The organism is Phytohabitans houttuyneae (genome assembly GCF_011764425.1).
Classification (GTDB): Bacteria; Actinomycetota; Actinomycetes; order Mycobacteriales; family Micromonosporaceae; genus Phytohabitans; species Phytohabitans houttuyneae.
The window spans coordinates 3,257,016-3,282,980 of record NZ_BLPF01000001.1 but is presented as its reverse complement, the minus strand read 5'-3'; the positions used below and the strand labels follow the sequence as shown (position 1 = coordinate 3,282,980).

Annotated in this window: 23 protein-coding genes; 11 read left to right on the top strand and 12 right to left on the bottom strand. The window is 72.6% G+C overall.

Translation table 11 applies throughout. The features are described 5' to 3' along the window. Positions 1–8: 8 nt before the first annotated feature. Genes Phou_RS14520 through Phou_RS14500 form a run of 5 tightly spaced genes read left to right on the top strand, consistent with a single transcriptional unit; the run spans position 9 to position 5,974 of the window. Positions 9–2,045, top strand: coding sequence for a beta-galactosidase (locus tag Phou_RS14520; RefSeq protein ID WP_173056532.1), 2,037 nt, complete (start codon positions 9–11; stop codon positions 2,043–2,045). Next, positions 2,045–2,815: a DeoR/GlpR family DNA-binding transcription regulator gene (locus Phou_RS14515; RefSeq protein ID WP_173056531.1), complete on the top strand. Its 771-nt coding sequence runs from the start codon at positions 2,045–2,047 to the stop codon at positions 2,813–2,815. Before Phou_RS14520 ends, Phou_RS14515 begins: the two co-directional genes overlap by 1 nt. Then, positions 2,812–3,858 (top strand): galactose-1-phosphate uridylyltransferase, encoded by a 1,047-nt coding sequence (gene galT / locus Phou_RS14510; protein WP_173056530.1) that lies wholly within the window; start codon positions 2,812–2,814, stop codon positions 3,856–3,858. The genes Phou_RS14515 and galT overlap by 4 nt, the downstream gene beginning before the upstream one ends. A gap of 56 nt (positions 3,859–3,914) precedes the next feature. Beyond that, complete coding sequence (locus Phou_RS14505) at positions 3,915–4,745, top strand: alpha/beta fold hydrolase (RefSeq protein ID WP_173056529.1); 831 nt, start codon at positions 3,915–3,917, stop codon at positions 4,743–4,745. After that, a complete protein-coding gene (locus Phou_RS14500; RefSeq protein ID WP_173056528.1) occupies positions 4,742–5,974 on the top strand; it encodes a hypothetical protein in 1,233 nt (410 codons plus the stop codon). The genes Phou_RS14505 and Phou_RS14500 overlap by 4 nt, the downstream gene beginning before the upstream one ends. 712 nt (positions 5,975–6,686) lie before the next feature. Here the strand turns inward: Phou_RS14500 and Phou_RS14495 are convergent. The 4 genes from Phou_RS14495 to Phou_RS14480 form a co-directional block, all read right to left on the bottom strand. Further along, complete coding sequence (locus Phou_RS14495) at positions 6,687–7,580, bottom strand: redoxin domain-containing protein (protein ID WP_173056527.1); 894 nt, start codon at positions 7,578–7,580, stop codon at positions 6,687–6,689. Next, positions 7,577–8,809, bottom strand: coding sequence for an epoxide hydrolase family protein (locus Phou_RS14490; RefSeq protein ID WP_173056526.1), 1,233 nt, complete (start codon positions 8,807–8,809; stop codon positions 7,577–7,579). Before Phou_RS14490 ends, Phou_RS14495 begins: the two co-directional genes overlap by 4 nt. Before the next feature lie 99 nt (positions 8,810–8,908). Continuing rightward, positions 8,909–9,535: a response regulator gene (locus Phou_RS14485; RefSeq protein WP_173056525.1), complete on the bottom strand. Its 627-nt coding sequence runs from the start codon at positions 9,533–9,535 to the stop codon at positions 8,909–8,911. Beyond that, the gene (locus Phou_RS14480; RefSeq protein ID WP_173056524.1) at positions 9,528–10,673 is read right to left on the bottom strand and encodes a GAF domain-containing sensor histidine kinase; all 1,146 of its coding nucleotides are present in this window, start codon (positions 10,671–10,673) and stop codon (positions 9,528–9,530) included. Before Phou_RS14480 ends, Phou_RS14485 begins: the two co-directional genes overlap by 8 nt. 122 nt (positions 10,674–10,795) lie before the next feature. Between Phou_RS14480 and Phou_RS14475 the strand changes: the two genes are divergently transcribed. The 5 genes from Phou_RS14475 to Phou_RS14455 all read left to right on the top strand — a co-directional run bounded on the left by Phou_RS14475 (position 10,796) and on the right by Phou_RS14455 (position 15,387). Next, positions 10,796–11,488 (top strand): SDR family oxidoreductase, encoded by a 693-nt coding sequence (locus Phou_RS14475; RefSeq protein WP_173056523.1) that lies wholly within the window; start codon positions 10,796–10,798, stop codon positions 11,486–11,488. Beyond that, positions 11,485–12,504 carry an S-adenosylmethionine:tRNA ribosyltransferase-isomerase gene (locus Phou_RS14470; protein ID WP_173056522.1) on the top strand — a complete coding sequence of 340 codons (1,020 nt, stop codon included), beginning with the start codon at positions 11,485–11,487 and terminating at the stop codon, positions 12,502–12,504. The genes Phou_RS14475 and Phou_RS14470 overlap by 4 nt, the downstream gene beginning before the upstream one ends. A gap of 105 nt (positions 12,505–12,609) precedes the next feature. Next, positions 12,610–13,329, top strand: a complete 720-nt coding sequence (locus Phou_RS14465) for an ABC transporter ATP-binding protein (protein ID WP_173056521.1) — start codon at positions 12,610–12,612, stop codon at positions 13,327–13,329. Beyond that, entirely contained in the window at positions 13,326–14,141 is an 816-nt protein-coding gene (locus Phou_RS14460; protein WP_173056520.1) for an ABC transporter permease, read from the top strand. The genes Phou_RS14465 and Phou_RS14460 overlap by 4 nt, the downstream gene beginning before the upstream one ends. Positions 14,142–14,457: 316 nt before the next feature. Further along, positions 14,458–15,387, top strand: coding sequence for a CU044_5270 family protein (locus tag Phou_RS14455; protein WP_173056519.1), 930 nt, complete (start codon positions 14,458–14,460; stop codon positions 15,385–15,387). A 32-nt stretch (positions 15,388–15,419) separates the two neighbouring features. Here the strand turns inward: Phou_RS14455 and Phou_RS14450 are convergent, their stop codons facing one another. Continuing rightward, positions 15,420–16,325: a glycosyltransferase family 2 protein gene (locus tag Phou_RS14450; RefSeq protein ID WP_218579024.1), complete on the bottom strand. Its 906-nt coding sequence runs from the start codon at positions 16,323–16,325 to the stop codon at positions 15,420–15,422. After that, complete coding sequence (locus tag Phou_RS14445; protein ID WP_173056518.1) at positions 16,322–17,263, bottom strand: sulfotransferase; 942 nt, start codon at positions 17,261–17,263, stop codon at positions 16,322–16,324. Before Phou_RS14445 ends, Phou_RS14450 begins: the two co-directional genes overlap by 4 nt. 96 nt (positions 17,264–17,359) lie before the next feature. On the opposite strand from Phou_RS14445, the gene Phou_RS14440 reads away from it, so the two are divergent. After that, positions 17,360–18,136 carry a WecB/TagA/CpsF family glycosyltransferase gene (locus Phou_RS14440; protein WP_246273554.1) on the top strand — a complete coding sequence of 259 codons (777 nt, stop codon included), beginning with the start codon at positions 17,360–17,362 and terminating at the stop codon, positions 18,134–18,136. 68 nt (positions 18,137–18,204) lie between these two features. On the opposite strand, the gene Phou_RS14435 is transcribed toward Phou_RS14440, so the two are convergent. The 6 genes from Phou_RS14435 to Phou_RS14410 are packed head-to-tail and all read right to left on the bottom strand — an operon-like array spanning position 18,205 to position 25,812. After that, positions 18,205–19,182 (bottom strand): glycoside hydrolase family 26 protein, encoded by a 978-nt coding sequence (locus Phou_RS14435; RefSeq protein ID WP_246273553.1) that lies wholly within the window; start codon positions 19,180–19,182, stop codon positions 18,205–18,207. Beyond that, entirely contained in the window at positions 19,179–20,681 is a 1,503-nt protein-coding gene (locus Phou_RS14430; RefSeq protein ID WP_246273552.1) for a lipopolysaccharide biosynthesis protein, read from the bottom strand. Before Phou_RS14430 ends, Phou_RS14435 begins: the two co-directional genes overlap by 4 nt. After that, a complete protein-coding gene (locus tag Phou_RS14425) occupies positions 20,678–21,556 on the bottom strand; it encodes a sulfotransferase (RefSeq protein ID WP_246273551.1) in 879 nt (292 codons plus the stop codon). Before Phou_RS14425 ends, Phou_RS14430 begins: the two co-directional genes overlap by 4 nt. Continuing rightward, positions 21,553–22,785, bottom strand: coding sequence for a hypothetical protein (locus tag Phou_RS14420; protein ID WP_173056516.1), 1,233 nt, complete (start codon positions 22,783–22,785; stop codon positions 21,553–21,555). The genes Phou_RS14425 and Phou_RS14420 overlap by 4 nt, the downstream gene beginning before the upstream one ends. Beyond that, the gene (locus Phou_RS14415) at positions 22,772–24,124 is read right to left on the bottom strand and encodes an O-antigen ligase family protein (RefSeq protein ID WP_173056515.1); all 1,353 of its coding nucleotides are present in this window, start codon (positions 24,122–24,124) and stop codon (positions 22,772–22,774) included. The genes Phou_RS14420 and Phou_RS14415 overlap by 14 nt, the downstream gene beginning before the upstream one ends. Continuing rightward, entirely contained in the window at positions 24,121–25,812 is a 1,692-nt protein-coding gene (locus Phou_RS14410) for a Wzz/FepE/Etk N-terminal domain-containing protein (RefSeq protein WP_173056514.1), read from the bottom strand. Before Phou_RS14410 ends, Phou_RS14415 begins: the two co-directional genes overlap by 4 nt. Between the last annotated feature and the right edge of the window lie 153 nt (positions 25,813–25,965).

Genomic DNA, 25,965 nt, shown 5'->3' with positions numbered 1-25,965 from the left:
GGCACAGGATGTCACACAGTGTGGGCGTGCGGTACTGTTCAATTCTGTTCAGTTCCGTGCGGAAGCGGTGGAGGCCGGACGTGGTGCTGTGGTACGGCGGTGACTACAACCCCGAGCAGTGGCCGGAGAGCGTGTGGCCCGAGGACGTGCGGCTCATGCGCGAGGCGGGGGTCAACCTCGCCACCGTCGGCGTCTTCGCCTGGGCGTGGCTGGAGCCGGCCGAGGGAGAGTACGCGTTCGACCGCCTCGACCGCATCCTCGACGGCCTGCACGCCGGCGGCATCCGCGTCGACCTCGCCACCGCCACCGCGTCGCCGCCGGCCTGGTTCTCCCACGCGTACCCGGAGATCCTCCCGGTCGACGCCGGCGGGCGCCGCCTGACGTACGGCAGCCGCCAGGCCTTCTGCCCCAGCTCGCCGCGCTACCGCCAGGCCGCGGCGCGCCTGGCCGAGCAGCTCGCCCGCCGCTACCACGACCACCCCGCGCTGGCGATGTGGCACGTCCACAACGAGTACGGGTGCCACAATGCGCACTGCTACTGCGACGTGTCCGCGGGCGCGTTCCGCGACTGGCTGCGCGGGCGGTACGGCGACGACCTGGACGCGCTCAACGAGGCGTGGGGCACCGCGTTCTGGTCACAGACGTACACGGACTGGGCGCAGGTGCAGCCGCCCCGCGCGACGGTCACCTCGTCCAACCCGGGACAGGTGCTCGACTTCAAGCGGTTCAGCTCGGACGAGCACCTGACCAACTTCACCGCGGAGCGCGACCTGCTGCACAAGCTCTCGCCCGGCGTGCCCGTCACCACCAACCTCATGACCGCCGCCTGCTTCGACCTCGACTACTGGGCCTGGGGGCGGGAGATGACCGGCACCGACCGGCTCGTCTCCAACGACCACTACCTGGTCGGTGACGACCCGCGGGAGGCGCCGGCCCAGTCGGCGTACGCGGCGGACCTGAGCCGCTCGCTCGGCGGCGGCGCGCCGTGGCTGCTGATGGAGCACTCCACCAGCGCGGTCAACTGGCAGCCGCGCAACTTCGCCAAGCGGCCGGGCCAGCTCATCCGGGAGAGCCTCGGCAACGTGGCGCGCGGCTCCGAGGGCGCGATGTTCTTCCAGTGGCGGGCCAGCCGCGCCGGCTCCGAAAAGTGGCACTCGGCGATGCTGCCGCACGCCGGTACCGACTCGAAGGTGTGGCGCGAGGTGGTGCGCCTCGGCGGCATCCTGCGGGATGTGTCCGAAGTGGAGGGTTCGCGCACCGTCGCCGACGTGGCCGTGCTGCTTGACTACCCGAGCGCGTGGGCGCAGGAGGCGCGCAACCAGCCGAGCGTCGACATGGCCGCGTTCACCGAGATCATGCGGTGGCACGCGACGTTGTGGCGGGCCGGCGTCACCGCCGACCTCGCCCACCCCGGCGCCGACCTTTCCGGGTACCGGCTGGTGCTCGCGCCCGCCCTATATCTGCTCACCACCGCGGCGGCGGACAACCTGCGCTCCTATGTGGAAGGCGGCGGAACGCTGGCGGTGGGACCGTACAGCGGGCTTGTCGACGAGCACGACCACGTCCATCCCGCGCCGCTGCCGGGTGCGCTCGCCGGGCTGCTCGGCGTGCGGGTCGAGGAGTTCTACCCGACGAGCGAGCCGGTGCCGCTGGACGACGGGTCGACCGGCACCGTGTGGACCGAGGCGCTGCACAGTGCGGGCGCCGAGGTGCTCGCGTCCTATGCGGACGGTCCGCTCGCCGGCGGAGCGGCGCTCACCCGGCACGGCACCGCCTGGTACACGAGCACCCGCTTGGCCGACCCCGACCTGGCCCGCTGGCTCGGCGCCGTGGCGGAGACGGCCGGCGTCGCGCCCACCCACCCGGTGCCGGCGGGCGTCGAGGCGGTCCGCCGGCGGCACGCGGACGGCCGCACGTACCTCTTCCTGATGAACCACGCCGAAACGCCCGCCGGGGTCGAGGCCGCGGGTGTCGATCTGCTGACCGGCGCGGCCTGGACCGGGCAGCTCGACGCCGGCGGCGTCGCCGTCCTGCGGGAGGCCTGATGCTCGCACCGCAGCGCCAGTCCGCGATCCTGGACCGGGTCCGGGCCTCCGGTGGGGTGCGGGTGACCGACCTCGCCGCCGAGTTCGGCGTGTCCGACATGACGATCCGCCGCGACCTGGAGGCGCTAGCCGACCGGGGGCTGCTGGCCAAGGTGCACGGCGGCGCCACCTCCGTGCGCCCCGGCTCCACCGACGAGCCCGGCTTCGAGGCCAAGTCCATCCGCCAGCGGGCGGAAAAGGCCGCCATCGCGGCGCGGGCGGCGGGGCTGGTCACTCCCGGGACCGCGGTCGCCCTTTCCGCGGGTACCACCACCGCGGAGCTTGCCCAGCGCCTCGTCGACGTGCCCGAGCTGACCGTCGTGACCAACTCGATCCCGGTCGCCGACGTCTTCTACCGCGCCGGCCGCCCCGACCAGACGGTGGTGCTGACCGGCGGGATGCGTACACCCTCCGACGCGCTCGTCGGGCCCGTGGCGCTCACCGCGATCCGCTCGCTCCACCTTGACGTGCTGTTCCTCGGCGTACACGGGATGAGCGAGCGCGCCGGCTTCACCACGCCCAACCTGATGGAGGCGGACACCAACCGGGCCCTGGTCGCCGCCGCCGAACGCCTCGTCGTGCTGGCCGACCACACCAAGTGGGGCACGGTCGGCATCTCCTCCATCGCCGAGCTGTCCGAGGCCCACGTCGTCGTGAGCGACGCGGGCCTTTCCACACCCGCCCGGGCCACCCTGTCCGAGCACGTCGAGGAGTTGGTGATCGTCCCGTGAGGAAGGTGCCCACCACGCTGGCCGATGGCCGCGAGCTGATCTACTACGAGGAGCACGACGACGTCGTGCGGGAGTCCGTCGACAAGCGCGACCTCCCGCCGCCGCCACCCGCGTCCCAGCTGCGGTACGACGCGCTGGTCGACGAGTGGGTGGCCATCGCGGCGCACCGGCAGACCCGCACGTTCCTGCCGCCGGCCGACGAGTGCCCGCTGTGCCCCTCGCGGGACGGGCGGCAGACCGAGATCCCGGCGTCCGACTACGACGTGGTGGTCTTCGAAAACAGGTTTCCGTCCTTCAGCGAGCGGCCGGTGTCGCTGCCCGAGGGGATCGTGGCCCGCCCGGCGCAGGGCCGCTGCGAGGTCGTCTGCTTCACCTCCGACCACGACGCCTCGTTCGCCACGCTGCCGCCGTCGCGCGTGCGCACCGTGCTGGAGGCGCAGATCGACCGCACGCTGGCACTGTCCACGCTGGACGGCGTGGAGCAGGTGTTCTGCTTCGAAAACCGCGGCGTGGAGATCGGTGTGACCCTCCACCACCCGCACGGGCAGATCTACGCGTACCCCTTCGTCACCCCGCGCACGCGCGCGATGCTCACGGCGTCCCGCGGCCGTCCGGTCTACTCGGAGCTGCTGGCCAGCGAGCGCGCCGCCGGCGTACGCGTGGTGGCGGCCAACGAGCACTGGACCGCGTTCGTACCGGTCGCCGCGCGCTGGCCCTTCGAGGTGCACATCGCCCCGCACCGCCGGGTGCCCGACCTGCCCGCCCTGGACGACGCCGAGCGCGCGGCGTTCGGCCCGCTCTACCTGGACGTGCTGCGCCGCTTCGACGGCCTGTTCGACATGCCGATGCCGTACATCTCGGCGTGGCACCAGGCCCCGGTGCGCAGCGGCCGCGAGGAGAGCCACCTGCACCTGCAGCTCTTCACCATCCGCCGGGCGGCGAACAAACTGAAGTACCTGGCCGGCTCCGAGTCCGGCATGGGCGTCTTCATCAACGACATCGTCCCCGAAGACGCCGCCCAACACCTCCGGGACGCCATTTAGCGTGGTCTGTGGGTGAAGCTGGAATCTTGTCCCACCCGGGGCCTAGATTCAGGTGCGTGGACCTGCGGGTAGCGGTTGGTGAGGGCGTTTATCTGAGCGTGCGCCGCCGTGACGGTGTGCGCGAGCCGTCCTTTCTCCTCGTGCACGGGCTCGCGTCCAACGCGCGGCTGTGGGACGAGGTGGCCAGCGAGCTGGCGGAGGCCGGCCATGGGTCGTTCGCGGTCGACCTGCGCGGGCACGGCGAGTCGGACGTGCCCGACAGCGGATACGACGCGGCCACCGCCGCCGCCGACCTCGCGTCCGTCGCCACCGCGCTGGAGCTGCGCGATCTCGTCGTGGTGGGGCAGTCGTGGGGTGGCAACGTCGTGGTCCGGCTCGCGGCCGAGCATCCCGCGCTGGTCAAGTCGCTCGCGCTGGTGGATGGCGGGTGGATCGACCTGCCCGCGCAGTTTGACAGCTGGGAGGCGTGCGCGGCGGCGCTGCGCCCGCCCGACCTCGACGGGCTGCGGGTCGAGCAGATGCGTGGCTTCCTGCGGCGCGCGCACCCGGACTGGTCGGCGACGGCGGTCGACGCGACGGTGGCCAACCTGCGGGCGGCGCCCGACGGCACGCTGACCCGGCGGCTGCCGATCGCGCGGCACATGGAGATCGTGCGCGACATGTGGGACGACCCGCCGCAGCGGTTCTACCCGGCGCTCGCCATGCCGGTGCTGCTCGTGCCGGCCGTGCCCGCCGACAGCGAGCGGGCGGCGCGGACCCGCGCGCGGGTCGACGCCGCGGCGCGGATGCTGGCCGACGCCACCATCCGGGAGTACCCCGGAGGTGATCACGATCTGCACGCGCAGCATCCGCGCGAGCTGGCCGCCGACCTGCTGAGGCTTGTATGAGCGGCCTTCTCGTGATCATGGGGTCGGGGGAGACCGCGCCCACCATGGTCAAGCCGCACCGGGCGATCCTGGAGCGGGTCGGTGAGCGGCGGGCCGTGCTGCTCGACACGCCGTACGGGTTTCAGTCCAACGCCGAAGACATCTCCGCGCGCGCGGTCGGCTACTTCGCGGCCAGCGTGGGGCGGCAGATCGAGGTGCTCTCCTGGCGCCGCCCACCCACCGACACGCTGGAGCGGGAGCGGGCACTGACCACCCTGCGCGAGGCCGGCTGGGTGTTCGCCGGCCCCGGCAGCCCGACGTACGCGTTGCGCCAGTGGCGCGACACCCCCGTGCCCGACCTCATCGCGGGCCGGCTGCGCGACGGCGGCGTGGTCTGCTTCGCCAGCGCCGCCGCGCTGACGCTGGGCAGCCACGCCATCCCGGTGTACGAGATCTACAAGGCCGGCGTCGAGCCGCACTGGGTGCCGGGGCTCGACGTGGTCTCGCCGCTGCTGGGCTTCCCCGCCGTGATCATCCCGCACTACGACAACGCCGAGGGCGGCCACCACGACACCCGCTTCTGCTACCTCGGCGAGGGGCGGCTGACCGCGATGGAGGCCGAGCTGCCCGACGAGACGCGGATCCTCGGCGTCGACGAGCACACCGCCGTGCTCTTCGACCTCGCCGCGGGCACCGCGTCCGTGCTGGGCAACGGCCGCTTCACGGTCCGCCGGGGCGGGCAGAGCGCCGTACACCCCGCCGGCTCGGTGGTCAGCATCGCGACGCTGGCGTCCGGCCGCGCCGCGGCGGTCCCGCTGGCCGCCGGTCCGCCCCTGGACGAGACGGTGGCGGAGGCGCCGCCCGAGTCGTCGCTCAAGGCCGCCGCGGACGCGCTTGAGGCCCGCTTCGACATCGCCCTTGCCGCGCGCGACGCCGACGGCTGTGTGGCAGCGATCCTCGACCTGGAGCAGGTCATGGTTGACTGGGCGGCCGACACAAACATCTCCGATGAGGGCGAGCACGCCCGCGCCGTCCTCCGCTCGATGGTCGTGCGCCTCGGCGAGCTGGCCCAGCGCGGCGCCCGTGACCCGCGCGAGGTGCTCGGCCCGTACGTGGCGCTCCTGCTCGACCTGCGCGCCAAGGCCCGCACCGGCCGCGACTTCGCCACGTCCGACCAGATCCGCGAGGGCCTCGCCGCCGCCGGCGTCGAGGTCCGCGACACCCCAGCCGGCCCGGAGTGGTCGCTCTAGCCACCCTTCGCGGTCACGGCGAGGTGCGACCGTGGTAGCCGTTTCAGAAGATCCAATTCGAAGCAGATGAGGGCTACCGCGACGTCCGTCGTGGTCCAGACCGTCGCTCCCGCGGCCTCACCTTCCGCGGTGGGCGAGCTCACCCCGGGTCCCGTTGGGATCGTGGACGTTTGCTGCCCCTACGGGGGCAACAAACGACCACGATCTGCTCTGTGGGCCCTTTGTTGACGCCGATCAGGGAGCCAGTGTGGTCTGGAGTCCTTTCGCGGTCAGGGTGAGCCTTCTTAGAGTCCGACCCGAGTTGGATGTGAGCTGTCGCTGTGCCAGCGGTTTCCGCCTCACCCTCCGCGGTCGCCCAGCTCAGCCCAGGAGCCGGCTCCGGCAGATCTTGGCAAGTTAGCGTCGAAATAACGCGCTAACTCACCAAGGTTTCGAAGCTCATACCGCCTGCACCTGATCGGCAGTCACAGACCGCGACGACGGTGCCGAACTGTGGGCGGACTCGCGCATTCCGTCTCGAAGATCTGCAGAAGCACGGGTAGGGGCACCGTGAGCTGGGAGGAGCACCGGAAGCTGTCGCGGGAGCTGGCTTTTCGGGGCTGAGCTGGGCGACCGCGGAGGGTGAGGCCGCGGGAGCAGCGGTCCGGACCACCCCGGACATCGCGGCAGCTCACATCTCGTTTTGGGTTGTCAGGTTGGGGGCGACTCGGAGTTATCCGAAGGTGAACGCGTACGCCTCGGCGCCCGGGTTGGCGAACGTGATGTCCAGGGTTCGCTCGCGGACGCCGTCGTGCTGGCGGACGAGTTGATAGAGGCGGCCGTCGGTTAGCTGCCCCTCGCCGTCCTCGTCGATGTCCACGCCGTGCGACTGTCCGGGCGCGGCGCCGTCCAGGCGGACGCGGAAGGAGATCGGGCCCGCGGCTCCGGGTGACAGCACGAGGTGCGCGTCGCGTGCCTCGAAGCGGAACGTGATGCTGCCGCCGGCCTGGGCGAGCACGAGGTTTTCCGCGTCCACCCGCCAGTCGCCGGCGAGCGACCACCGGTTGGAGGGCAGGGGCTCGCCGCGTTCGTAGCCGAGGTACGTCTCGGGTGTGCGCAGGCTGTCCCAGTCGGCGGCGGCCTCCACACCGGTCGTACGCACCGGGGTGGGCGCGCGGTCGACGCCGAGCAGGCGCTGGATGAGGCGCTCGGAGTGCTCGTAGCGCCCCTCGCCGAAGTGGTCGCCGCGGATCATGCCATCGCCGTCCACGAAGTAGAGCGCCGGCCAGTAGCGGTTGTCGAACGCGTTCCAGATCGCGTAGTCGCTGTCGACCGCGACCGGGTAGTCGATCCCTCGCTCGGCGACCGCGCGCCGCACGTTGGCGGCGTCGTGCTCAAACGAGAACTCCGGCGTGTGCACTCCCACCACGATGAGCCCGTCGTCGCGGTAGGCGCGCGACCAGGCGCGGATGTACGGCTCCTGGCGCAGCCAGTTGATGCAGGTCAGCGTCCAGAAGTTGACCAGCACGGCGTGGCCGCGCAGGTCGGCGCGGCCGAGTGGCGGCGAGTTGAGCCACTCGGTCGCACCGCTGAGCGAGGGCATGCGCGGATGCCCGAACACGCTCATGCGCGCAGCGGCCGGAAGCCTGCGCGGACCTCGGAGGCGAACAGCTCCGGCTGCTCCCAGGCGGCGAAGTGCCCGCCGCGGTCGAGGTCGTTGTAGTACATGAGGTTGGGATACGCCTGCTCCGCCCAGCTCCGCGGTGTCTGGTACAGCTCGTCGGGAAAGGCGCTCACGGCGGCCGGTACCGACACGTTCTTCGCGGAGAAGTAGCTGAACTTGTTCTCCCAGTAGAGGCGGGCGGCGGAGACCCCGGTGTTCGTGAGCCAGAAGAGCGAGATGTTGTCGAGGACGTCGTCCCGCGACAGGCCCTCCTGCTCGCCGCCGAACGCCCGCGCGATCAGGTCGTAGCTGCGCGCGTCGTGGTCGAGCATGAAGCTGGCCAGCCCGACCGGTGAGTCCGTCAGGCCGTACAGCGTCTGCGGGCGGTTGCCCATGATCTGCCCGTACCCGAGGTTTGAGTAGAAGAACGCCAGCTGGTCCCAGGCGTGCCTCTCCTCGTCGGTGAGGGTGGAGGGCGGCGGCTCGCCGGCCTGTATCGCCTTGTCGATCTCGGGCGGCACCGCGCCCGGCATGTTGGAGTGGATGCCGATCAGCTCCGGCGGAGCCGGCTCGGAGGGCATCGGCGCGTCGCGACCACCGGCCATCACGTCCGTGATTATCGCCCCCCAGTCGCCGCCCTGCGCCACGAACCGCGTGTAGCCGAGGCGCTTCATCAGCTCCACCCACGCGTTCGCGATGCGCGCCGGGTCCCAGCCGGTGCTGTTCGGCTTGCCGGAGAAGCCGTAGCCGGGCATCGACGGGATCACCAGGTCGAAGGCGTCCGACGCGCTGGCGCCGTGCGCGGTGGGGTTCGTCAGCAGGTCGACGATCTTCATCTGCTCGATGATCGATCCGGGCCACCCGTGCGTGACGACGAGAGGCAGCGCGCCCTCGTGCGGCGAACGGACGTGGATGAAGTGGATGTCCAGCCCGTCGATCTCGGTGATGAACTGGGGCATCGAGTTCAGCTTGGCCTCGACGGGGCGCCAGTCGTAGTCGTTGGCCCAGTAGCGTACGAGCTCCTCGATCGTCTCCAGCTGCACGCCCTGCGACTGGTCCCGCACCGTCTCCCGCTCCGGCAGGCGGCTGGAAGCGACCCGGGCGCGCATCGCCTGCAGGTCCTCCTCGGGCACTTCGACCGTAAACGGCCTGATCGCTGTGGTGCCCGCCGACGCCTTGCTCTTGGCAGCCATGTGGGTCTCCTTCTCGTTGGCTCGGCTCCTCCAACAAGCTGCCCCCGGGTGGGTGAGGCGTAGCCGCCCGGTCGGGGTGATATCGCCGGGACGAGCGGATCAGACGAGGCCGGTGCGGACGGCGTACAGGGCGGCCTGGGTGCGGTCCTGCACGGCGAGCTTGCCGAGGATCGCGCTGACGTGCGTCTTAACCGTCTTTTCGGATACCGCCAGCGCTTTGGCGATCTCGCGGTTGGACCGGCCGCGGGCCACCTCGATCAGCACCTCCCGCTCGCGGGCGGTGAGCGTCGGCGCGGACGACGGCGCGTCCCCGGCCGCCAGCAGCCGCGCCACGTCGGGGTGGAGCAGCACGTGGCCGGCGTGCACGGCGCGGATCGCCGCCGCCAGCGCGGGCGGGTCGACGTCCTTGTACACGTAGCCCGCGGCGCCGGCTCGCACCGCGGGGAGCACCGCGGTCGGCTCGGTGAAGCTGGTGATGACCAGGACCCTCGGCGGGTCGTCGAGCTCGCGCAGCCCGTGCAGCGCCGCCACCCCGTCGGTGCCGGGCATCAGCAGGTCGAGCAGGACCACGTCGGGACGGAGCCGCTTCGCTTCGGTCACGCAGGCGGCGCCGTCGTCGGCCTCGCCCACCACCGTGATGCCCTCCTGCACGTCCAGGAACGTGCGCAGCCCCTGCCGCACGACCGGATGGTCGTCGACGACCAGCACCCGGATCGGCTCACCCACCGGTCGGCACCTCCAGCCGCACGCTCGTACCGGCGCCGGCCGCCGATGTGATCTTCAGGGCGCCGCCAACGGCCGTCGCCCGCTCGCGCATCGACGCGAGGCCCAAGCGGCGGGCCGCCTGGGCGGGAGCACCCGCCGGGTGCTCCTGGGGACCGGCGAAGCCGCGCCCGTCGTCCTCCACCCGCAGCACCACCTTTCCGCCCTCGGCGCGCAGCTCGACGGTCACCGACCGGGGCTCGCCGTGGCGGAGGGCGTTGTGCAGCGCCTCCTGCGCGGTGCGGTAGACCGCCTCCTCGCGAGCGGCGGTGAGCCGGGGCACGGGAGAGCCGGTGAAGCGCACGGACGCCGCGTGCACCCGGTCGATCAGCTCGACCTGCTTGCGCAGCGCCACATCGAGCCCGTCGCCGGACAGATCCACGGGGCGCAAGCCGTCCACAATGGAGCGCAGCTCGCCGGCGGCGTCGGCGGCGAGGCGGCGTACCACCTCCAGCTGCGCCGCGGCGGCGGCCGGGTCGCGGTCGACGACGGTCGCCGCGGCGTCGGCGGTCAGCCGCAGGCTGAAAAGCTTCTGGGTGACCGCGTCGTGCAGCTCGCGGGCGATCCGGTTTCGTTCCTCCACGATGGACAGCTCGCGGCTGCGCTCGTAGAGCCTGGCGTTGACGAGGGCGATCGCGGCGTGTGCGGCCAGCAGCCGCAGCAGCTCCTCGTCTTCGGCGGTGAACCCGCCCGGCTCGACCTTGTTGGCCAGGAATAGCTCGCCGAGGATCTCGTCGCCGTCGACGATCGGCATGCCGATGAAGTCCTTGAGCACCGGGTGCGCCTTCGGCCACCAACCGAAGCGGGGATGGTCGCGGATGTCGTCCATCCGTACCGCGTGCGGCGACCGCAGCATCTCGCCGAGCACCCCGTGCTGGCGCGGGAGCGGACCGATCGCCCGCCACTGCTCGTCGCTTACCCCGTCGGCCAGAAACTCGGCGAAGCCGCCGTTGCTGTCCGGCACCCCCAGCGCGGCGTAGTGGGCGCCGAGCAGGCGGCGCGCCGACGTGAGGATCGTCTGGAGCACCTCGCGCACGGACAGGTGTGCGGTGACGGCCAGCACCGCCGTACTCACCTCGCGCAGCTCACCGCGATCACACACACCCTCAGGCTACCCACGGTGACGCCGATCCGGATCGGGCCGTGGTCCTAGGACCAAAGACCGAGGACCGCACCGGCTGCGGCCCGATGGCAGGCGGCCCGCCGCTACCTAGCGTCGATCTCATGGCTGTCGCAATCATCACCGGCGCCTCCCGAGGGCTCGGGCTGGCGCTCGCACACGGACTCGCCGAGGCGGGTTGGGACCTCGTGATCGACGGTCGGAACGCGGCCGCGCTCGCGGAGGCGGCCGCCGCCGTACCGCGGGACGTGACCGCTCTGCCCGGCGATGTCACCGACCCGGGGCACCGGCTGGCGCTGATCGCCGCCGCCGACCGGCTCGGCGGGGCCGACCTGCTCGTCAACAACGCGGGCATCCTCGGCCCCAGCCCGCAGCCGAGGCTGGCCGACTACCCGCTGGACGCGCTCCGCGACGTGTACGAGGTGAACGTCGTCGCCCCGCTCGCGCTCGCCCAGCTCGCCCTGCCGGGCCTGCGGGCGCGCGGGGGCGCGGTGGTCAACGTGACCTCCGACGCGGCTGTCGAGGCGTACGAGGGGTGGGGTGGCTACGGGTCGGCCAAGGCGGCGGTCGAGCAGGCCAGCCGCATCCTCGCCGCCGAGGAGCCGGCCGTCCGGGTGTGGTGGGTGGACCCGGGCGATCTGCGTACCCGCATGCACCAGGAGGCGTTTCCGGGCGAGGACATCAGCGACCGCCCGGAGCCGGTGACGGTCGTACCGGCCTTCCGGCGGCTGGTGGAGAGCCGGCCGCCGTCCGGTCGGGTCCGCCTCGCCGACCTGCTCGCCGGGGCGCGGGCATGACGGTGATCGAGTTCACGCTCCCCGCCGAGCTGGAGGCGCACGAGCCGCCGGAGGCACGCGGGTTGGCCCGGGACGGCGTTCGGCTGCTCGTCGGTGAGGTGTCCACCGGCGCGACGGCCCACCGCCGCTTCACGGACCTCCCGCGGCTTCTCCGAGCCGGGGACGTGCTCGTGGTGAACACCTCGGGCACGCTCCCCGCGGCGGTCGCCACCGGCGGGGGGCTGACCGTCCACTTCAGCAACGAGCTCGGCCGCGGCGAGTGGCTCGTGGAGCTGCGCCAGGCGGAGGGCAAGGCGACCCGGCCGTACGACGGGGGCGTCGCCGGGCAGCGGTACCCGCTGCCCGGCGGCGGGTCGGTGCGCCTGCGCGAGGAGTACTCACGTGGTCGACTGTGGACGGCCACTGTGGACACCGGTGGGCCGGTGCAGAGCTACCTGCGGGCGTACGGGCAGCCGATCCGGTACGCGTACGTGCCCCGCCCGTGGCCGCTGTCCTACTACCAGACGGTCTTCGCCACGGAGCCGGGCAGCGCGGAGATGCCGAGCGCGGCTCGCCCGTTCAGCGAGCGGGTGGTGACCCGCCTCGTCGCGGCGGGCGTGCAGTTCGCGCCGGTACTGCTGCACACCGGTGTGGCGTCGCCGGAAGCGCACGAACGCCCGTACCCGGAGAGGTTTGACGTGCCGGAGACCACCGCGCGGCTCGTCACCCAGGCCAGGGCCGGCGGAGGCCGAGTGATCGCGGTCGGCACGACCGCGGTGCGCGCGCTGGAGACGGCCGCGACCGCCGGCGGCGTGGTGGCCGCCGCGAGCGGCTGGACTGAGCTGGTGGTGACACCCGAGCGCGGGGTACGCGTGGTGGACGGCCTGCTCACCGGCTTTCACGAGCCGCGCGCGTCGCACCTCGACCTGCTGGAGACGGTCGCGGGGCGCCCGCTGCTGGACCGCGTGTACGCCGAGGCGATCGAGTCCCGCTACCTGTGGCACGAGTTCGGCGACGTCAACCTGATCCTCCCGTAAATGCGCCGGACCCTCCCGTAAATGCGCCGGACCCTCCCGTAAAATGCGCCGGACCCTCCCGTAAATACGTTGCCCGCCGGGGCCGCACCTCGGAGCATCGATGTCATGACCGTGCTCGAGGCTGTTTCGCTGACCAAGCGGTTCGGCCCCGTGACGGCCGTCGACGGGGTGAGCTTCGGCGTCGGCGAGGGCGAGATCGTGGGTCTGCTGGGGCCCAATGGCGCCGGCAAGACCACCACACTCCACATGGTGCTCGGCCTGACCACGCCGGACACCGGCACCATCCGGATGTTCGGGCGCGACCTGGCCCGCCACCGCGCCTGGGCGCTGGCCCGGGTCAACTTCGCGGCCAGCTACGTGAGCCTGCCGTGGGTGCTGCGCGTCGACGAGCTGCTCGACGTGTTCGCCCACATGTACGGCCTGCGCCACCCTGCCCGTCAGGTGGCACAGATGATGGAGCTGCTCGAGCTCGGCGAGCTGCGCGACCGGCGGTACGGGCAGCTGTCGTCCGGGCAGCAGACCCGCGTGCAGCTCGCGAAGGCGCTGCTCAACGAGCCGGGGCTGCTCGTGCTCGACGAGCCGACGGCCAACCTCGACCCCGACGTGGGCGACCGCATCCGCGAGCTGCTGCTGCGCGAGGCGCACCGCACGGGGCGGGCGATGCTGATCACCTCGCACAACATGCCCGAGGTCGAGCGGATGTGCAGTCGCATCCACTTCGTGTCGGGCGGCCGGATCGTCGCGACCGGCAGCGCGGTGGAGCTCGCCGGGGAGTACGGGGTCGACGACCTTGAAGCGGTCTTTCTGAGGGTGGCACGGGGATGAGCGAGCTGATACTCGACGGGGCGGCGGCGCAGCGCCGGCGGATTGCGAGCGTGATCCGCCGCGACTTCTTCGCGCTGCGCCGCGACCCGCCCCGCATTGTCGACATGGCCTTCTGGCCCACCGCCGAGCTGGTGCTGTGGGGCCTTGTCTCGATGTACATGCAGCAGAACCGCGTGCACATCGCGGTGGCGATGCTGCTCGGCGCGGTGCTGCTGTGGCAGGTGATGCACCGGTCGCAGGGCGAGCTCGCGTTCGGCTTCCTCTTCGACGTGTGGAGCCGCAACCTGCTCAACGTGTTCGTCTCGCCGCTGTCCACTCTGGAGTACGTGGCCGGGCTCGTGCTCGCCAGCGTGGTCAAGGTGACGGTGACGATCGGCGTGATGTCGGTGCTGGCGTTCACCTTCTACGGCTTCGGCCTGCTCACGATCGGCCCGGGACTCCTGCCCTTCGTGGCGGTCCTGATGGTCATGGGCTGGGCGCTGGGCGTGGTGGCCATCGCCGCCGTGATCCGCTTCGGGCAGAGCGCACAGATCGTCGCGTTCATCATGGTGTTCGTGTTCCAGCCGTTCGCGGCCGTCTTCTACCCGCTGTCGGTGCTGCCCGGCCCGGCACAGGCGGTCGCCGCGCTGGTGCCGGCGAGCCACGTGTTCGAGGGGATGCGCACGACCCTGGCCGGTGGCGGCGTCGAATGGGGCGGGCTGGCGGTGGCCGCGCTGCTCGACGTGGTGTACGTGGCGGCCGCGCTCGCCTCCCTGCTGTACGCACTCCGCTACGCCCGGCTGAAGGGCAAGCTCTCCAAGTTCGGGGCCTAATGCGGTGACCCGGAAACGCTGGACACCTTTAGTGGTCAGGGTGAGTGCGAACGTCAGATCCACATTGAGATAGTTCCGGGCTACCGCGATGTCCGTGGTGGTCTGGACCGTTGCTCCCGCGGCCTCATCCTCCGCGTTCGGTTGCGGTCACCCCGAAGAGCCGGCTCCGGCAGACCGGTCCCATGGGGTTGCCGGGAGTGGCTCTCAAGCTGGGCGCACGAATGCGCCCACGAACCAGCGGCGCGCCAATGGACCAGCGCCGTTAGCCGCGCGCTGCCGCGGGCTGGGGTCCAGGGGGCTTGGTCGCTGCGGCCTCGTGCGCGACCTGCGCGGCGACCTCGCGCCGGCCGACGAGTACACCATGGACCGGATCCGGACCGCGCTGGTCCACGAGGCTCACCGGCCGGCGCCCCGCTCTCGCCGGATGTGGCGCGTCGTCGCGGTGCCGGCTCTGGCGGCCGCCGTCGCGGGCGTGCTGCTGGTCGCCGCGCCGTGGACCGGCACGCGCGACGAGCCGGCGACCGCGCCGCAACGCTCCGCCGCCGAGGTGCTGGCCGGCGCCGCACTCGCCGCCGAGCACGGCCTGGCGGTGCGGCCCGACCAGTTCGTGTTCGTCGAGTCGATCCAGGTCGAGGCGACCTGCGCCGGCGGTGCGGAGGGCTGGCACTGCGAGGGTGAGGGCGGCGAGTCGGCGGCGCTGACGCGGCAGGTGTGGCTCTCCGCCGACGGCCGGCGGCCAGGGCTGCTGAACGTGCAGCCGCGCGGCTCGGGGAGCGGGTGGTGGACCACCAAGCTCGCGAACTGCCCGCGCGGCGTCTGGACGATCAGCCGGAACGGCCGGTCGATCGACTGCGACCGCGCACCCGGCCCGGGCGCGGACCGCTCCAGCGCGCCGGCGGACGCGGCGGCGATGGAGGAGTACCTGCGGGAGCGGCCGGGCGGCGACGTCTTCACGGCCGCCGCCGACCTGCTCCGCGACAACTACCTGCGCCCTGAGTCGCAGGTGGCGCTCTACCAGGTCGTGGGGCGGCAGCCAGGCGTCACCGCGAAGGACGGCGTGGTCGACGCCGCGGGGCGGCGCGGCGTGTCGGTCGGCGTGGCCCGCGACGGCATCCGCGTCGAGCTCATCTTCGACGGCACTACCTACAAGTACCTCGGCGAACGCGTGCTGCGCGGCGAGAAGGTGGTCCGTGAGTCGGCCCAGCTCCGCGTCGCGATCGTCGACCGCGCCGGACAGCTCCCGTAGCGGACCTGTGTCGCCCGCGGCCCCGGCCCCGCTCAGATGCCGCGGCCGCGGCGGTGGAGGGCGGCCAGTACGTTTTCGACCTTGACCGCGCCGCTCATCGCGGCCAGAGCGATCGCGGCTCGGGGCTCCTTCCAGTTGGCGCGCACCGCCTCGCGGGTCCACCGCCAGGCGGCGCCGCGGTTGCCGGTCGCGGCTGACCAGCAGGCGAGCTGCCCGTAGACGCGGGCGGCGCCGGGCGGGCAGCCGTGGATCTCGGGGTGCCGCGACATCATCCAGCGCAGCGAGGTGATCTTCGTGTCGTACTCGTACGCGTAGTGGGAGGTGCGCCCCCACAGCACGCGTACCAATGGTTCGTCGACGTGCACGATCGGCGCGCGGCGGGCGGCCCGGAACAGCAGGTCCCAGTCCTCGTTCTGGCTGCCCGGCGCGTCCTCCGCGACAAGGCCCAGCCGCCCCGAGTCGACAAGCGCGCCGCGCCGGATCAGAAAGCTCGACGAGTGCAGCATCGCCATCCGCGACCGGGCCAGCTGCTCCACTGTGACCTGCTCGCAGCCGGCGAGCCGTGGCGTGCACCGGTCGCGGAACTCCACCTCGATCGCGCAGGTGGCGAAGTCGCCGCCGCCGAGCGCGCGTACCTGTCGCGTCAGCTTCTGCGGCGCCCACCGGTCGTCGTCGTCGCAGAAGGCCACCAGGTCGCTGTCGAGCGCCAGGATGCCCGTGTTGCGGGCGCCGGCGAGGCCGGGCGTGCGCCAGTTGGCCACCACCATCACGGGTACGCCGGCCGTGCTCGCCAGCAGCAGGTCCGGCTCGCTCTGGTCGAAGACCACGACGATGCGCACCGGCCCCGGGTAGTCCTGCTCGCGCACGCTCTGGATCGCCCGCCGCAGCAGTTCGGGGCGGTCCCGGGTGGGGATCACCACGCCGACCGACGGGGTCACGGCAAGCTCCGGCTGCGCAGCGGGTACCCGTACGCGCGCAGCAGCGGAGCGCAGACCGTGCCGACGAGGCGGCGTTGCACCGGCGGGAAGGCGTCACGCCAGGCGTCGTCCCGCCGCAGCGGCACCCGCCCGACCGTGAAGCGCATCGGGTTGCCGGCCGCGCTGTGCCCGGGGCGCAGGTCCGCCTCCTCGCCGTCGATGAACTTGAGGTCGGCCACCGTGATGTCCAACCCGGCGAACGCCGCGAGGTCGAGCAGCCCGGTGCGCGGGTCGGCGACGAACTCCTCGTACCGGATCCGCCGGACCGGGATGCCACGGCGGCCGAGGAGGGCGAACGCGGCGTTGTGGGCGTTCCAGAGCAGGGCGGATCGCGCGGGGGAGTAGCGCGTCATCTCCGCCGGCACCTCGGCCTCCGGGCGGACAACGGTCTTTGTCCACGAGTACGCGACGCCGCGCGCGTCCCGCACCACGTGCACCACCCGCAGGTCGAGGCCGGGCCACCAGCGCAGGCAGTGGGCGAGCGCGCTGTGCTTGGAGGAGTCGACCACCACCTCGGCACCCGAGACGAGCGCGGCGGCCTCGTAGATCGCGGCGTAGTAGCCGGCGTACTCCTCGATCAGCGCCACGTGGTCCTCGGGCAGGCGGGTGGCCGCGAGCCGCGGGATGTAGCGGGTGCGCTCGACGGCGTGCTGGAGGGCGAGCACGCGGTACACGTCCACCTGGTGCCAGCCGCCGAACGCCCGCTCGCCGACCGCGTCCCAGAAGTCGCAGGCCGAGAAGCGGGCGCCGCATCCGCAGCGCTCGTCGTCGCGTACGTCCCGCTGCCACAGGTGCACGATCTCGCCCAGCGCGCACACCCCGGGAAGCTCACCGAGGAGGCGTTCGACCAGCGTGGTCCCGCTGCGCCCCAGACCGCCCAGAAACAGCACCCGTGCCACTTTCCCCACCTTCGCTCGTTCTGTCCTAATAACGAACGATCAAGCCATAGGACCGCTATGTCGTGGCCCGAATAGTCCTAGATGAGGTGGCTTTCCGTGACACTCGACGATCGCGTGGTGCTCGACGGCATCGCCGTCGACGCCATCACCGAGTCGGAGGTGGTGGCGACCGTCCGTGCGGCCCTGGCCCGGGGGGAGGGCGGCCGCATCGTCACCCCGAACGTCGACATCCTGCGCCGCGCCCGCCAGGACGCCGAGATCCGCGCGTACCTGGATGACGCCACGCTGGTCGTCGCCGACGGCACACCCCTGGTGTGGGCCAGCCGCCTGGCCGGCACGCCCCTGCCGGAGCGGGTGACCGGCTCGGACCTGATCTGGTCGCTGTCGGCCGGGCTGGGGCTGGACGGCCGCTCGGTGTACCTGCTCGGTGGCGAGCCCGAGGACCCGGGCTGGGTGGACGGCGCCGGCCGTGCCGCGGCCCGCCTGGCAGCCGCCTGTCCCGGGCTGCACATCGCGGGCTGGCGCAGCCCGGAGTACGGCTTCGAGCACGACAGGTACCTGCTCGCGTCGATCCTCCGCGACGTCGTCGAGGCCAAGCCGGACCTCGTCTACGTCGGCGTCGGCTTCCCGAAGCAGGAGTGGCTCGTGTCGCTGCTGCGGCCGGAGCTGCCGTTCAGCTGGTTTCTGGGCTGCGGCGCCGCGATCAACTTCGTGGCCGGGGACCGCGAGCGCGCGCCGGAGTGGATGCAGAAGTCGGGGCTGGAGTGGGCCCACCGGCTGGGCAACGAGCCCCGCCGGCTGGCCGGCCGCTACCTGCGCCACGACGCCCCGTACGCCCTGCGCCTGCTCGCGACGAACGCGGTACGGCGGTAGCCCGCCCGACTGTGCGGGGCGGGGCTACCGGGACGAGGCTATTTAGTCGCGGACCGCTCGCGAGTGTCCTAATCAGATACTCGACGATCCGGGTTGAACCAGCTGTCGTTGCTCAGTTCGACGAACGCCTCGAACGCGGGCTTGTCGTTCGCGAGCCGGAAGTGGCCGGTCGGGCCTTTGTCGTCGTCGGACTCGAAGTAGGAGATGGCCTTGATCTGCGTGTTGGCCTTGAAGGTGCGGGCCGCGTCCCGCAGCCAGGCCGCTCTCGCCGCCGAGCCCCACACGCCCGCCACGCCGAACTCGCCGACGATGATGGGCTTGTCGCGTGCGGCCGCCCAGCGCAGAAACGGGGCCATCAGCTCGCCGATCGGGCGTAGCTCGCTGCCCGCGTACACGTCGAGGCAGGTCCAGTCCACCACGTCGTCGCCCGGGTAGAAGGCGGGCGCCTCGCCGCGGGCGAAGCCCTCGGCCGTCGGGCACCAGACCCACGAGGCGTTGCGTACCCGTTCCTCGTCGAAGATCTGGCGCACGTAGCGCCAGGCGGCGACGAAGTCCTCCGCCGACCACATCGTGGCCCGCAGGTTCGGGCGGTCCATCTCCCAGCGGAAGCGCAGCAGCACCGGCACGCGGGCCTTGCGCACCCGCCGAGCCTGTGCCCTGATCAGGTCGTCGTGGCGGCCCGTCGTGATGGAGCGGGTGTCGCCGGACGCCCAGGACAGCATGATCGTGAGGCCCTGCCGGATGAACTCCTCGTCCGACTCGGTGCCGAAGTCCTCTTCGAAGCGCCGGTACGTGTTCACGATGTCCAGCCGGCGCCCCAGGTCGTGCTGGAGGTCCTCGACCGCCGCGAGGCGTCCGGGCTGGCTGTAGCTGTCCGGCTTCACCCACGCGCCGAGGAGCGCACCGCGGGACGGCGGCCGCACCGGGCCCGCGTCGTACGGCCCGGCATGGGTCGCTGCCACCGTCGGGGGCGGCGGCGCCGGCGCGGGCTGCGGCTCGGCACACGCCGCGAGCGCGAGCGTCGCGGCCAGGATCGCGCGCCTCACCGGCCAAATCCCAGCGTCACCAGCGAGCGGAGCGAACGCGATGAGCCGAGTCCCAGGCGCTGGCGCATCCGCCACACCCCGGCGCCGTAGGCGGCAAAGGCCAGGACCGCCGCGGTGAGCACGGCCGCCGGGCCGGTTCCGGCCATGGCCGCGAAAACCTGCGGGAGTACGCCGAAACACGTGATCGCCAGGGCGGCAGCGGCTACCGTTCCGGGACCGAAGGGGTGTATGCCGAGCGCGTGACCGACCTGGACCAGCGGCACGATGTTGTTGAGCAGCACCGCGGCGGCGAGCCCCACCGCGGCGCCGACCACGCCGAACGGCGGGATCAGCGCCAGGTCCAGCGCGACCATGAGGGCGAGCGCGGCGGTGACGTTGGCGAGGTTCCAGCGGGTACGGCCGCCCATCGACAGCACCGTGTCGACCATCCCGCAGCCCGTCGCGACGAGCATCGCGCTGGCGAGCACGACCACGACCGGGCCGCCGGACCTGTACCCGTCACCGAACAGGCCGAGGTAAACCGGTGTGTATGTGATGACCATCAGGTAGAGCGGCCACGTCACCAGCACCAGCCAGCCGGTGGCGGTCTGGTACAGGTGGTTGGCGCTGAGACGGTCCCCAATGGACAGTGCCTCGGCGAGTCGTGGCTGCACGCTCTGCGAGATGCCCTGGTTGGCGAGCTGGCCGAGCACGACGAAGCGGCCCGCCACCGCGTAGACGGCGGCCGCCGAGAGCCCGCCGAGCGTGGCGACCAGCAGCACGTCGACCCGCTGGAGGGCGAGCTGGGCGACGCTGGCGATCGAGCGTGGGCCGGTGTACCGCCAGAACTGCACGCGCAGCGCCAGGTAGGTCTTGTGTCCGGGCCGGCGGTGCGGGGTGGGTACGGACAGGTAGGCGCGACGCAGCGCGTACCCGGCGAGGAGCGCGGCCGGCAGGTAGGGCACCACCCAGGCCGCGGCGTACGGCCCGGGCGTCGAGACCGAGGCGACAGCGAGCGCGCCGATGGTCAGCAGCTGGAGGGCCGGCCGCGCCAGCCGTTCCAGCAGGAAGGTCGGGCGGAGCTGGCCGTACCCACGGGTGCCGGCGAGCGCGGCGTCGGAGAGCGCTGCCAGCGGCAGGAAAAGGGCGAGCGAGCGGAGCGGCGCCGGCGCGGTGAACCACAGCACGGCGGCCACCACCACCGAGGCGACCGCGACAGGTACCAGCCCGATCCGCAGGCACGAGCCGAGCAGGTGCGCCCGGTCCTGCATGCGCAGCCGCGCCAGCCAGTAGACGAGCCCGGTCTGCGTGCCCAGCCGCACCACCGCTCCGGCGAGCACGAAGCCCGCGGTCGCGGCGAAGAACGCGCCGGCCTGCTCGGTGCCGAGCGCCCGCGCGACGAGCCAGGTGACGCCGACCCCGGCCGCACCGGCAAACCCCGCGGCGGCCATCCCGGCCATCCCCCGCCGGGCCATGCCGCGGATGGCGCGGCGGGTCCCCGGCGGCGCGAGCGCGGTCACCGCCGCCACCCGGGGGTGCGGCCAAGCCAGGTGGCCAGCGCGTCGTCGTGCGGCTCGTAGTACGCGGCCAGCTCGCGGCGCAGCCCCGGATCCATCCCGGACGGCCGTGGACGCGCGTTGTGCCGCTCGAACGGCGGGTCGCCCAGGTGCGGCAGGCCGAGGAAGTCGAGGACCTCGCGGTACACCATGGACGGTTCGGCGAAGAAGCGCTCGCTCTCGACCACGTGGATCCACCCGCGCCCGACCCGTGCGGCCGTCCGCGCCAGGTAGGTGGCGTACTCGCCGCGCGCCCGGTAGGCGTGGTGCTGGTGGGCGAAGCTGTACGCGCGCGGGTCGCCGGCCAGCCGGTCCTCCTCACCGCAGAGGCGGGCCGGTTCGAGTGCCAGCGCCTTCGCGAACGAGGTCTCCGACTCGAAGCCCCGCGCCAGCTCGTGCGCGTGCTGGGAGTGCGCCCGCTCGACCGGGTCGCGGACCAGCGCGATCAGCTTCACGCCGGGCAGGTCGCGGGCGATCCGGGCGGCCGCCTGCGGGTGGTACAGGTAGTACGGGCTGGACTCGAACGTCTGCGCCGGCATGCCGAAGCGCTGCTCGACCTTCAGGGCCGTGCGGCGCAGCGGAAAGTGTGCGCGGTACCAGGACATGCCCCGGTGGTACGAGGTGTCGAAGTAGTGAACGCCCTTGTGCAGCACGGCCTTCAGCACGGCCGGGTGTGCGGCGAGCGCCCGGTAGAGCGAGGTCGTGCCGCACCGCTGGCCACCGCAGATCAGAAACGACGGCAGCATGCGGGCCGGCGCGGTGACCCGCCCGTACGACCGGGATCCGAAGTGGACGACCCGCTTGACCGGCGCCGGCACCCGCGCCCCACGGCCGGTCACGACAGCCCCTCGATCCGCCGCACGAGCACGGGCAGCAGCCAGGTGCCGAGCACGCCCAGCCGCGCGCCGGCCTCGGCCTGGCGGTCGGCGAGGTACCGGGCGGCGAGGTCCACCAGGTAGAGCAGCGCGGTCAGCCGTGCCGCCGCGCCGGTCACCTCGAACGGCTCCAGCAGCGCGGCGGACACACCGAGGGTGGCCTCCACCGCCGCCTCGGCGTCCGATGTGGACTGGATCCGGCGCTGCAGTTCGTAGTGGACCGCGTCGAAGCCGAGCGGCACGCCGGTGGTGAACCGTTCCCAGTCCCACACCAGCAGCGTGTCGGCGAGCGTCGCCATGTTCCACGGCGCCCAGTCGCCGTGCCAAGCGCCGTACCGCAGGTCGACGTCCCCGCCCCGCTCGACGAGCGACTTGGCGGCGACGCCGAGCGTGGCACCCTCCGGCCGGTCCGCGACCGCGTCGAGCCGGTCGCGCAGCTCCGCCCAGTACGGGCTGGTGGCGAGCCACGAGCGGGACGTGCCGCAGCAGCCGGCGACCTCGCGCATGGCGGCGGTGAGGCGGTCCGGCGTCAGCGCCGCCCGCGTCTTCCACACCGGCAGCGGTGACTGCACAAGCACCTGGTGCCCGCGCCACTCGCCGGTGTGCAGCACCCTCGGCACGGTCACGTCGCGCAGGCCGACGTGGGACAGGGCGCTGAGCGCGGTCGTCTCGGCGCGTACCAGGCGGCGGGTCAGCGGGCCGGTGCCGAGCTTGGCGAAGCCGAGCGTCTCGCCATCCGGCGCGATGAGCTGGAGCACCGGCTTGCGGTTGGCCCGCGCCGGTCCGATGTGGACACTGACGGCCAGGTCCGTGCCGAGCGCCTCGCGCAGATAGCCGTCGATGGTGTCGCCGGCCGGCCCGCAGATGCGTACCCGATGGCGGAGCAGGACCGCCGCGGCGCCCGGCGTACGCAGGGCCGCGACCACCGCGTCCCGCTTGAGGCGGGCGATGCGCGACTGCGGCTCGGCGTAGCGGCGCACGGCAGCGGCGGCGATGCGGCGGGAGCGGGTGGGTACGAGCAGCCGAGGGCGCCGGGAGTCGGGCACGACGACGTACTCGGTGACAAGTGGTGACCTGCCGCGCGTCGTGCACGGCTCGGGATACAGGAGCCGGAGCACCTCATCCAGGTACTGGGCGCGCAGGGCGGCGTCACCAGCGGTCAGCCGCGCGGGTGCGGTTTTAACCGGGCTCACACTCGTTCCTCCAGAGCAGCGCAAACGCGAGAAACATGAATGCGAGGGGTGTGACCAGCGTGTTGTACCAGAGCATCGCGGCGAAGCCGCCGAAGATCGCGCAGCTCGCGGCGATGCCGATCGGGCTGCGGTCGCGGCGGAAGCGCCACAGCCCGTAACAGAAGAAGCCCAGGTAGGCGGCGGTGCCGACCAGGCCGTGCGCGAAGAGGAGCTGCCAGAGCTGGCCGTTGCCGCCGACGGTGAAGTTGCCGCAGCGTTCACAGGCCGCGCTCTCGCCCACGGTGATCGAGTTGCGCCCGCCGATCGTCGTGCGCGTCGATCCGAACCCGACGATCGGTGACTCGGCCATCCCGGTGACCGCGCGCTCCATCAGGAACGAGCGGACGCCGTTGGACTTGCCTTCGTCGAGCCGCGCGCCAACGACACCGCCCAGCGGGGTGACCGCCAGCGCGGCGGCCAGGGCGGCGGCGGTGACGGCCAGGGCACCGATCGCCCAGGCGCGGCCGGTGATGGCGAGGCGGACGGCCACGTACACCGCCGCGACGCCGAGGCCGATCCACAGCCCGCGGTTGAGGGAGTGCACGACCGGTACGACCGAGACGGCGAGGCAGGCCAGCGCGAACAGCCGGGTTCGGCGGCTGGCCGGGTACCCCCACGCCCACGCGACGAACCAGACCACCAGCAGGCAGAAGTTGTTGCCCCAGGTGTTCGTGTACCCCCAGGGCGCGGCCGGCCGCGGGTGCGAGTCGCGGACCAGGTCCATCACCTGCGCCGCGTACGGGTGCACGAGCGACTGCACGAAGCCCTTGTTGCGCACGTGGGAGGGGAGCAGCATCTCGACCGGCGACGTGAACTCGAAGTGCCCGGCGAAGACGCCGAGCAGCCCACCGGCGACCGTTATCGCGAAGAGCCAGGCGAGGAGGCGGACCAGCCGGCGGCGGGACAGCTCGGCGTCGGTGAGGTTGCCCGCGTACACCAGCAGCACGGTCAGCGCACCGTACTGGCTCACCCGGTACCCGGCGCCGAGCAGCCGGCTCTTGGCGTGCTCGTCGACCGCGCCGGCGGGTTCGGCGCCGAGCACCGCGACCCCGATCAGGACCGTGGCGAGAAAGACGGCCCACAGCGCGAAGCCGGGCGGGAGGCGGACCGGCCGGCCGCCGACGTGGGCGCGCAGCAGCAGGACCGCCATCGGTACGGCGACGATGGGAAAGATCAGTACACCGAGGCCGAGCGCCCACCACAGTGGATAGAGCAGGAGCACGCCCGCCAGCGGCCAGGCGGGCAGGGCTTTTCGAGTGGGCGCCTGCGGCTCGGCACGCGCCCCCAGCAGGGTGGTCATTTGCGCGGGCCCGCACCCGGAGGCAGGCGGATGACCGCGGTGGACGAGGTGAGGTCGACCTCGGCGAGGCCGGCGGAGCTGAGGTCGGCGGGTTCACCCGGCGGCGGCTCGTACGCGCTCGGTGCCGCGGGCAGGGCCGCGGCGGGCAGGACGCGGCTCGGCGCGGGCGGGCGGGGGCCGGGCATCGCCGCAGTGGTCGCGAGCCGGGGGACCACCACCGCGCCGAGCAGCGGTGTACCGACCCGGCGCAGCTGCTCGGCCGCGTCGCTGACGTCTGGCCGCCGGGTGCGGCGCAGCTCCACCGTGATGATCGCGGCGTCGGCGAGGCTCGCGAGGCTCTGCGCGTCGGCGCTGCTGGAGGTGGCCGGCGCCTCGATCACCACGTACCCGGGCCGGGCGCTGAGCAGGTCTAGCGCGTCGCGCAGGCCTTGCGACTGCATGAGCCCGGCGGCGCTGGCGGTACCGCCAGTGGTGATCACTCGCAGGGACGGGATCCGCGGCGCGTGCTGCACGGCGGCCGCGAGCCCCACGCGGCCGGCGAGCACGTCCGAGAGGCCGGGCGTGGCGGCGACGCCGAAGATCGTGGCAAGTGGCGCGGTGTCCGCGACGCTGTCCGGCAGGTGCGCGCCGACAAGCGTGACGTCGCTCCCGGTGCGGGCGAGCGCGGCGGCCAGGTTGGCCGCGACGAGCGTGGAGGCCACGCCGCGGCTGGTGCCGGCCACCACCACGACCTTGTCGTCCGGTCCGAGGCTGGCGACCACCTCGTTGCGCAGCCGGTTGAACGTGCGGCCACCCTCGCCGTGCGGCGCCAGCACCGCGTCGAGCCGGAAGTCTTCGCCCCGGGCGAGCTCGGCCAGCACGGGTACCCGCGTGCGCCGGGAGACGTCGGCCGCGACCCGCACCCTGCGGTCGAGCCGCTCGCGCAGCAGCGCGACGCCGAGGCCGAGCAGGAGGCCGACCATGGCGCCGGTCGCCAGGTTGAGCATCGGGTCCGGCTTGACGGGCGTCTCGGGCAGCCGGGCGTCACTGATGATCTTGCCACCGGTCACCGTGGCGGTGGTGAGGTCGTTCAGCTTGCCGCTCAGGTTGTTGAGCTGGTTCTGCGTGGTGTTCCGCTGGCTCTCCAGGTTGGGGCGCAGCGGGCTGCTGTCGGACAGCGCGGCGAGGCGGCCGTTCACCTGGGTGAGCGTGGTGCTGAGCTGCTTGACCTTGGAGTTGAGCGCGGCGATCTGCGCGTTCAGGTCGGCCTTCGCGCTCTCCTCGCGGTTGCGCAGGTACGCCTCGGCGAACGCATGGGAGCCGGCCCGGGCCGACTCCGGGTCGCCGGCGGAGAAGATGACGACCAGGACGGCGGTGTTCGCCGGTACCTCGACCGCGACCTGGTGCGCCAGCTCGTCCGGTGTGACGGTGGCGCGCAGCAGCTCGGCGGCGCCGGCGGCCACGGCGGTGGAGCGCACGAGCTGGGCCTCGGTGTCCAGGTTGATGTCGCCTTTGGTCCGGCCGCCGGCCACGTTCGTGTCCTGGCCGGCCGGCTGGACGAGCACCGAGGTGGCCGACTCGTACACCTTGGGCTGTAGCTGCGTGACGAGCACCGCGCCGGTGACGCCGGCGAGCGTGAGGAGGAGTACCACCCACCAGTGCCGCCGGAGCATGCCGAGGTAGTCGGAAACGTCGGTGGAGGAGTCCATGGGTGGGGCGGGACCTTTCGGCGGGTTCGGGTCTCAGGGCTCAACGGCCAGCCGGGCGAGTTCGTAACTACCGGCGTGTCGTTCCGTGTATGGAAATAAAAGGTGTGAAACGGGCTAAAGCCATATAGCGTATCCATGGGTACCAGCCGTCAC

Excerpts from the sequence above, each read along its gene's own strand:
- Phou_RS14520 (WP_173056532.1), top strand. The coding sequence starts at position 9 with ATGTCACACAGTGTGGGCGTGCGGTACTGTTCAATTCTGTTCAGTTCC.
- Phou_RS14515 (WP_173056531.1), top strand. The coding sequence starts at position 2,045 with ATGCTCGCACCGCAGCGCCAGTCCGCGATCCTGGACCGGGTCCGGGCC.
- Phou_RS14500 (WP_173056528.1), top strand. The coding sequence starts at position 4,742 with ATGAGCGGCCTTCTCGTGATCATGGGGTCGGGGGAGACCGCGCCCACC.
- Phou_RS14495 (WP_173056527.1), bottom strand. The coding sequence starts at position 7,580 with ATGAGCGTGTTCGGGCATCCGCGCATGCCCTCGCTCAGCGGTGCGACC.
- Phou_RS14490 (WP_173056526.1), bottom strand. The coding sequence starts at position 8,809 with ATGGCTGCCAAGAGCAAGGCGTCGGCGGGCACCACAGCGATCAGGCCG.
- Phou_RS14475 (WP_173056523.1), top strand. The coding sequence starts at position 10,796 with ATGGCTGTCGCAATCATCACCGGCGCCTCCCGAGGGCTCGGGCTGGCG.
- Phou_RS14470 (WP_173056522.1), top strand. The coding sequence starts at position 11,485 with ATGACGGTGATCGAGTTCACGCTCCCCGCCGAGCTGGAGGCGCACGAG.
- Phou_RS14465 (WP_173056521.1), top strand. The coding sequence starts at position 12,610 with ATGACCGTGCTCGAGGCTGTTTCGCTGACCAAGCGGTTCGGCCCCGTG.
- Phou_RS14460 (WP_173056520.1), top strand. The coding sequence starts at position 13,326 with ATGAGCGAGCTGATACTCGACGGGGCGGCGGCGCAGCGCCGGCGGATT.
- Phou_RS14415 (WP_173056515.1), bottom strand. The coding sequence starts at position 24,124 with ATGACCACCCTGCTGGGGGCGCGTGCCGAGCCGCAGGCGCCCACTCGA.
- Phou_RS14410 (WP_173056514.1), bottom strand. The coding sequence starts at position 25,812 with ATGGACTCCTCCACCGACGTTTCCGACTACCTCGGCATGCTCCGGCGG.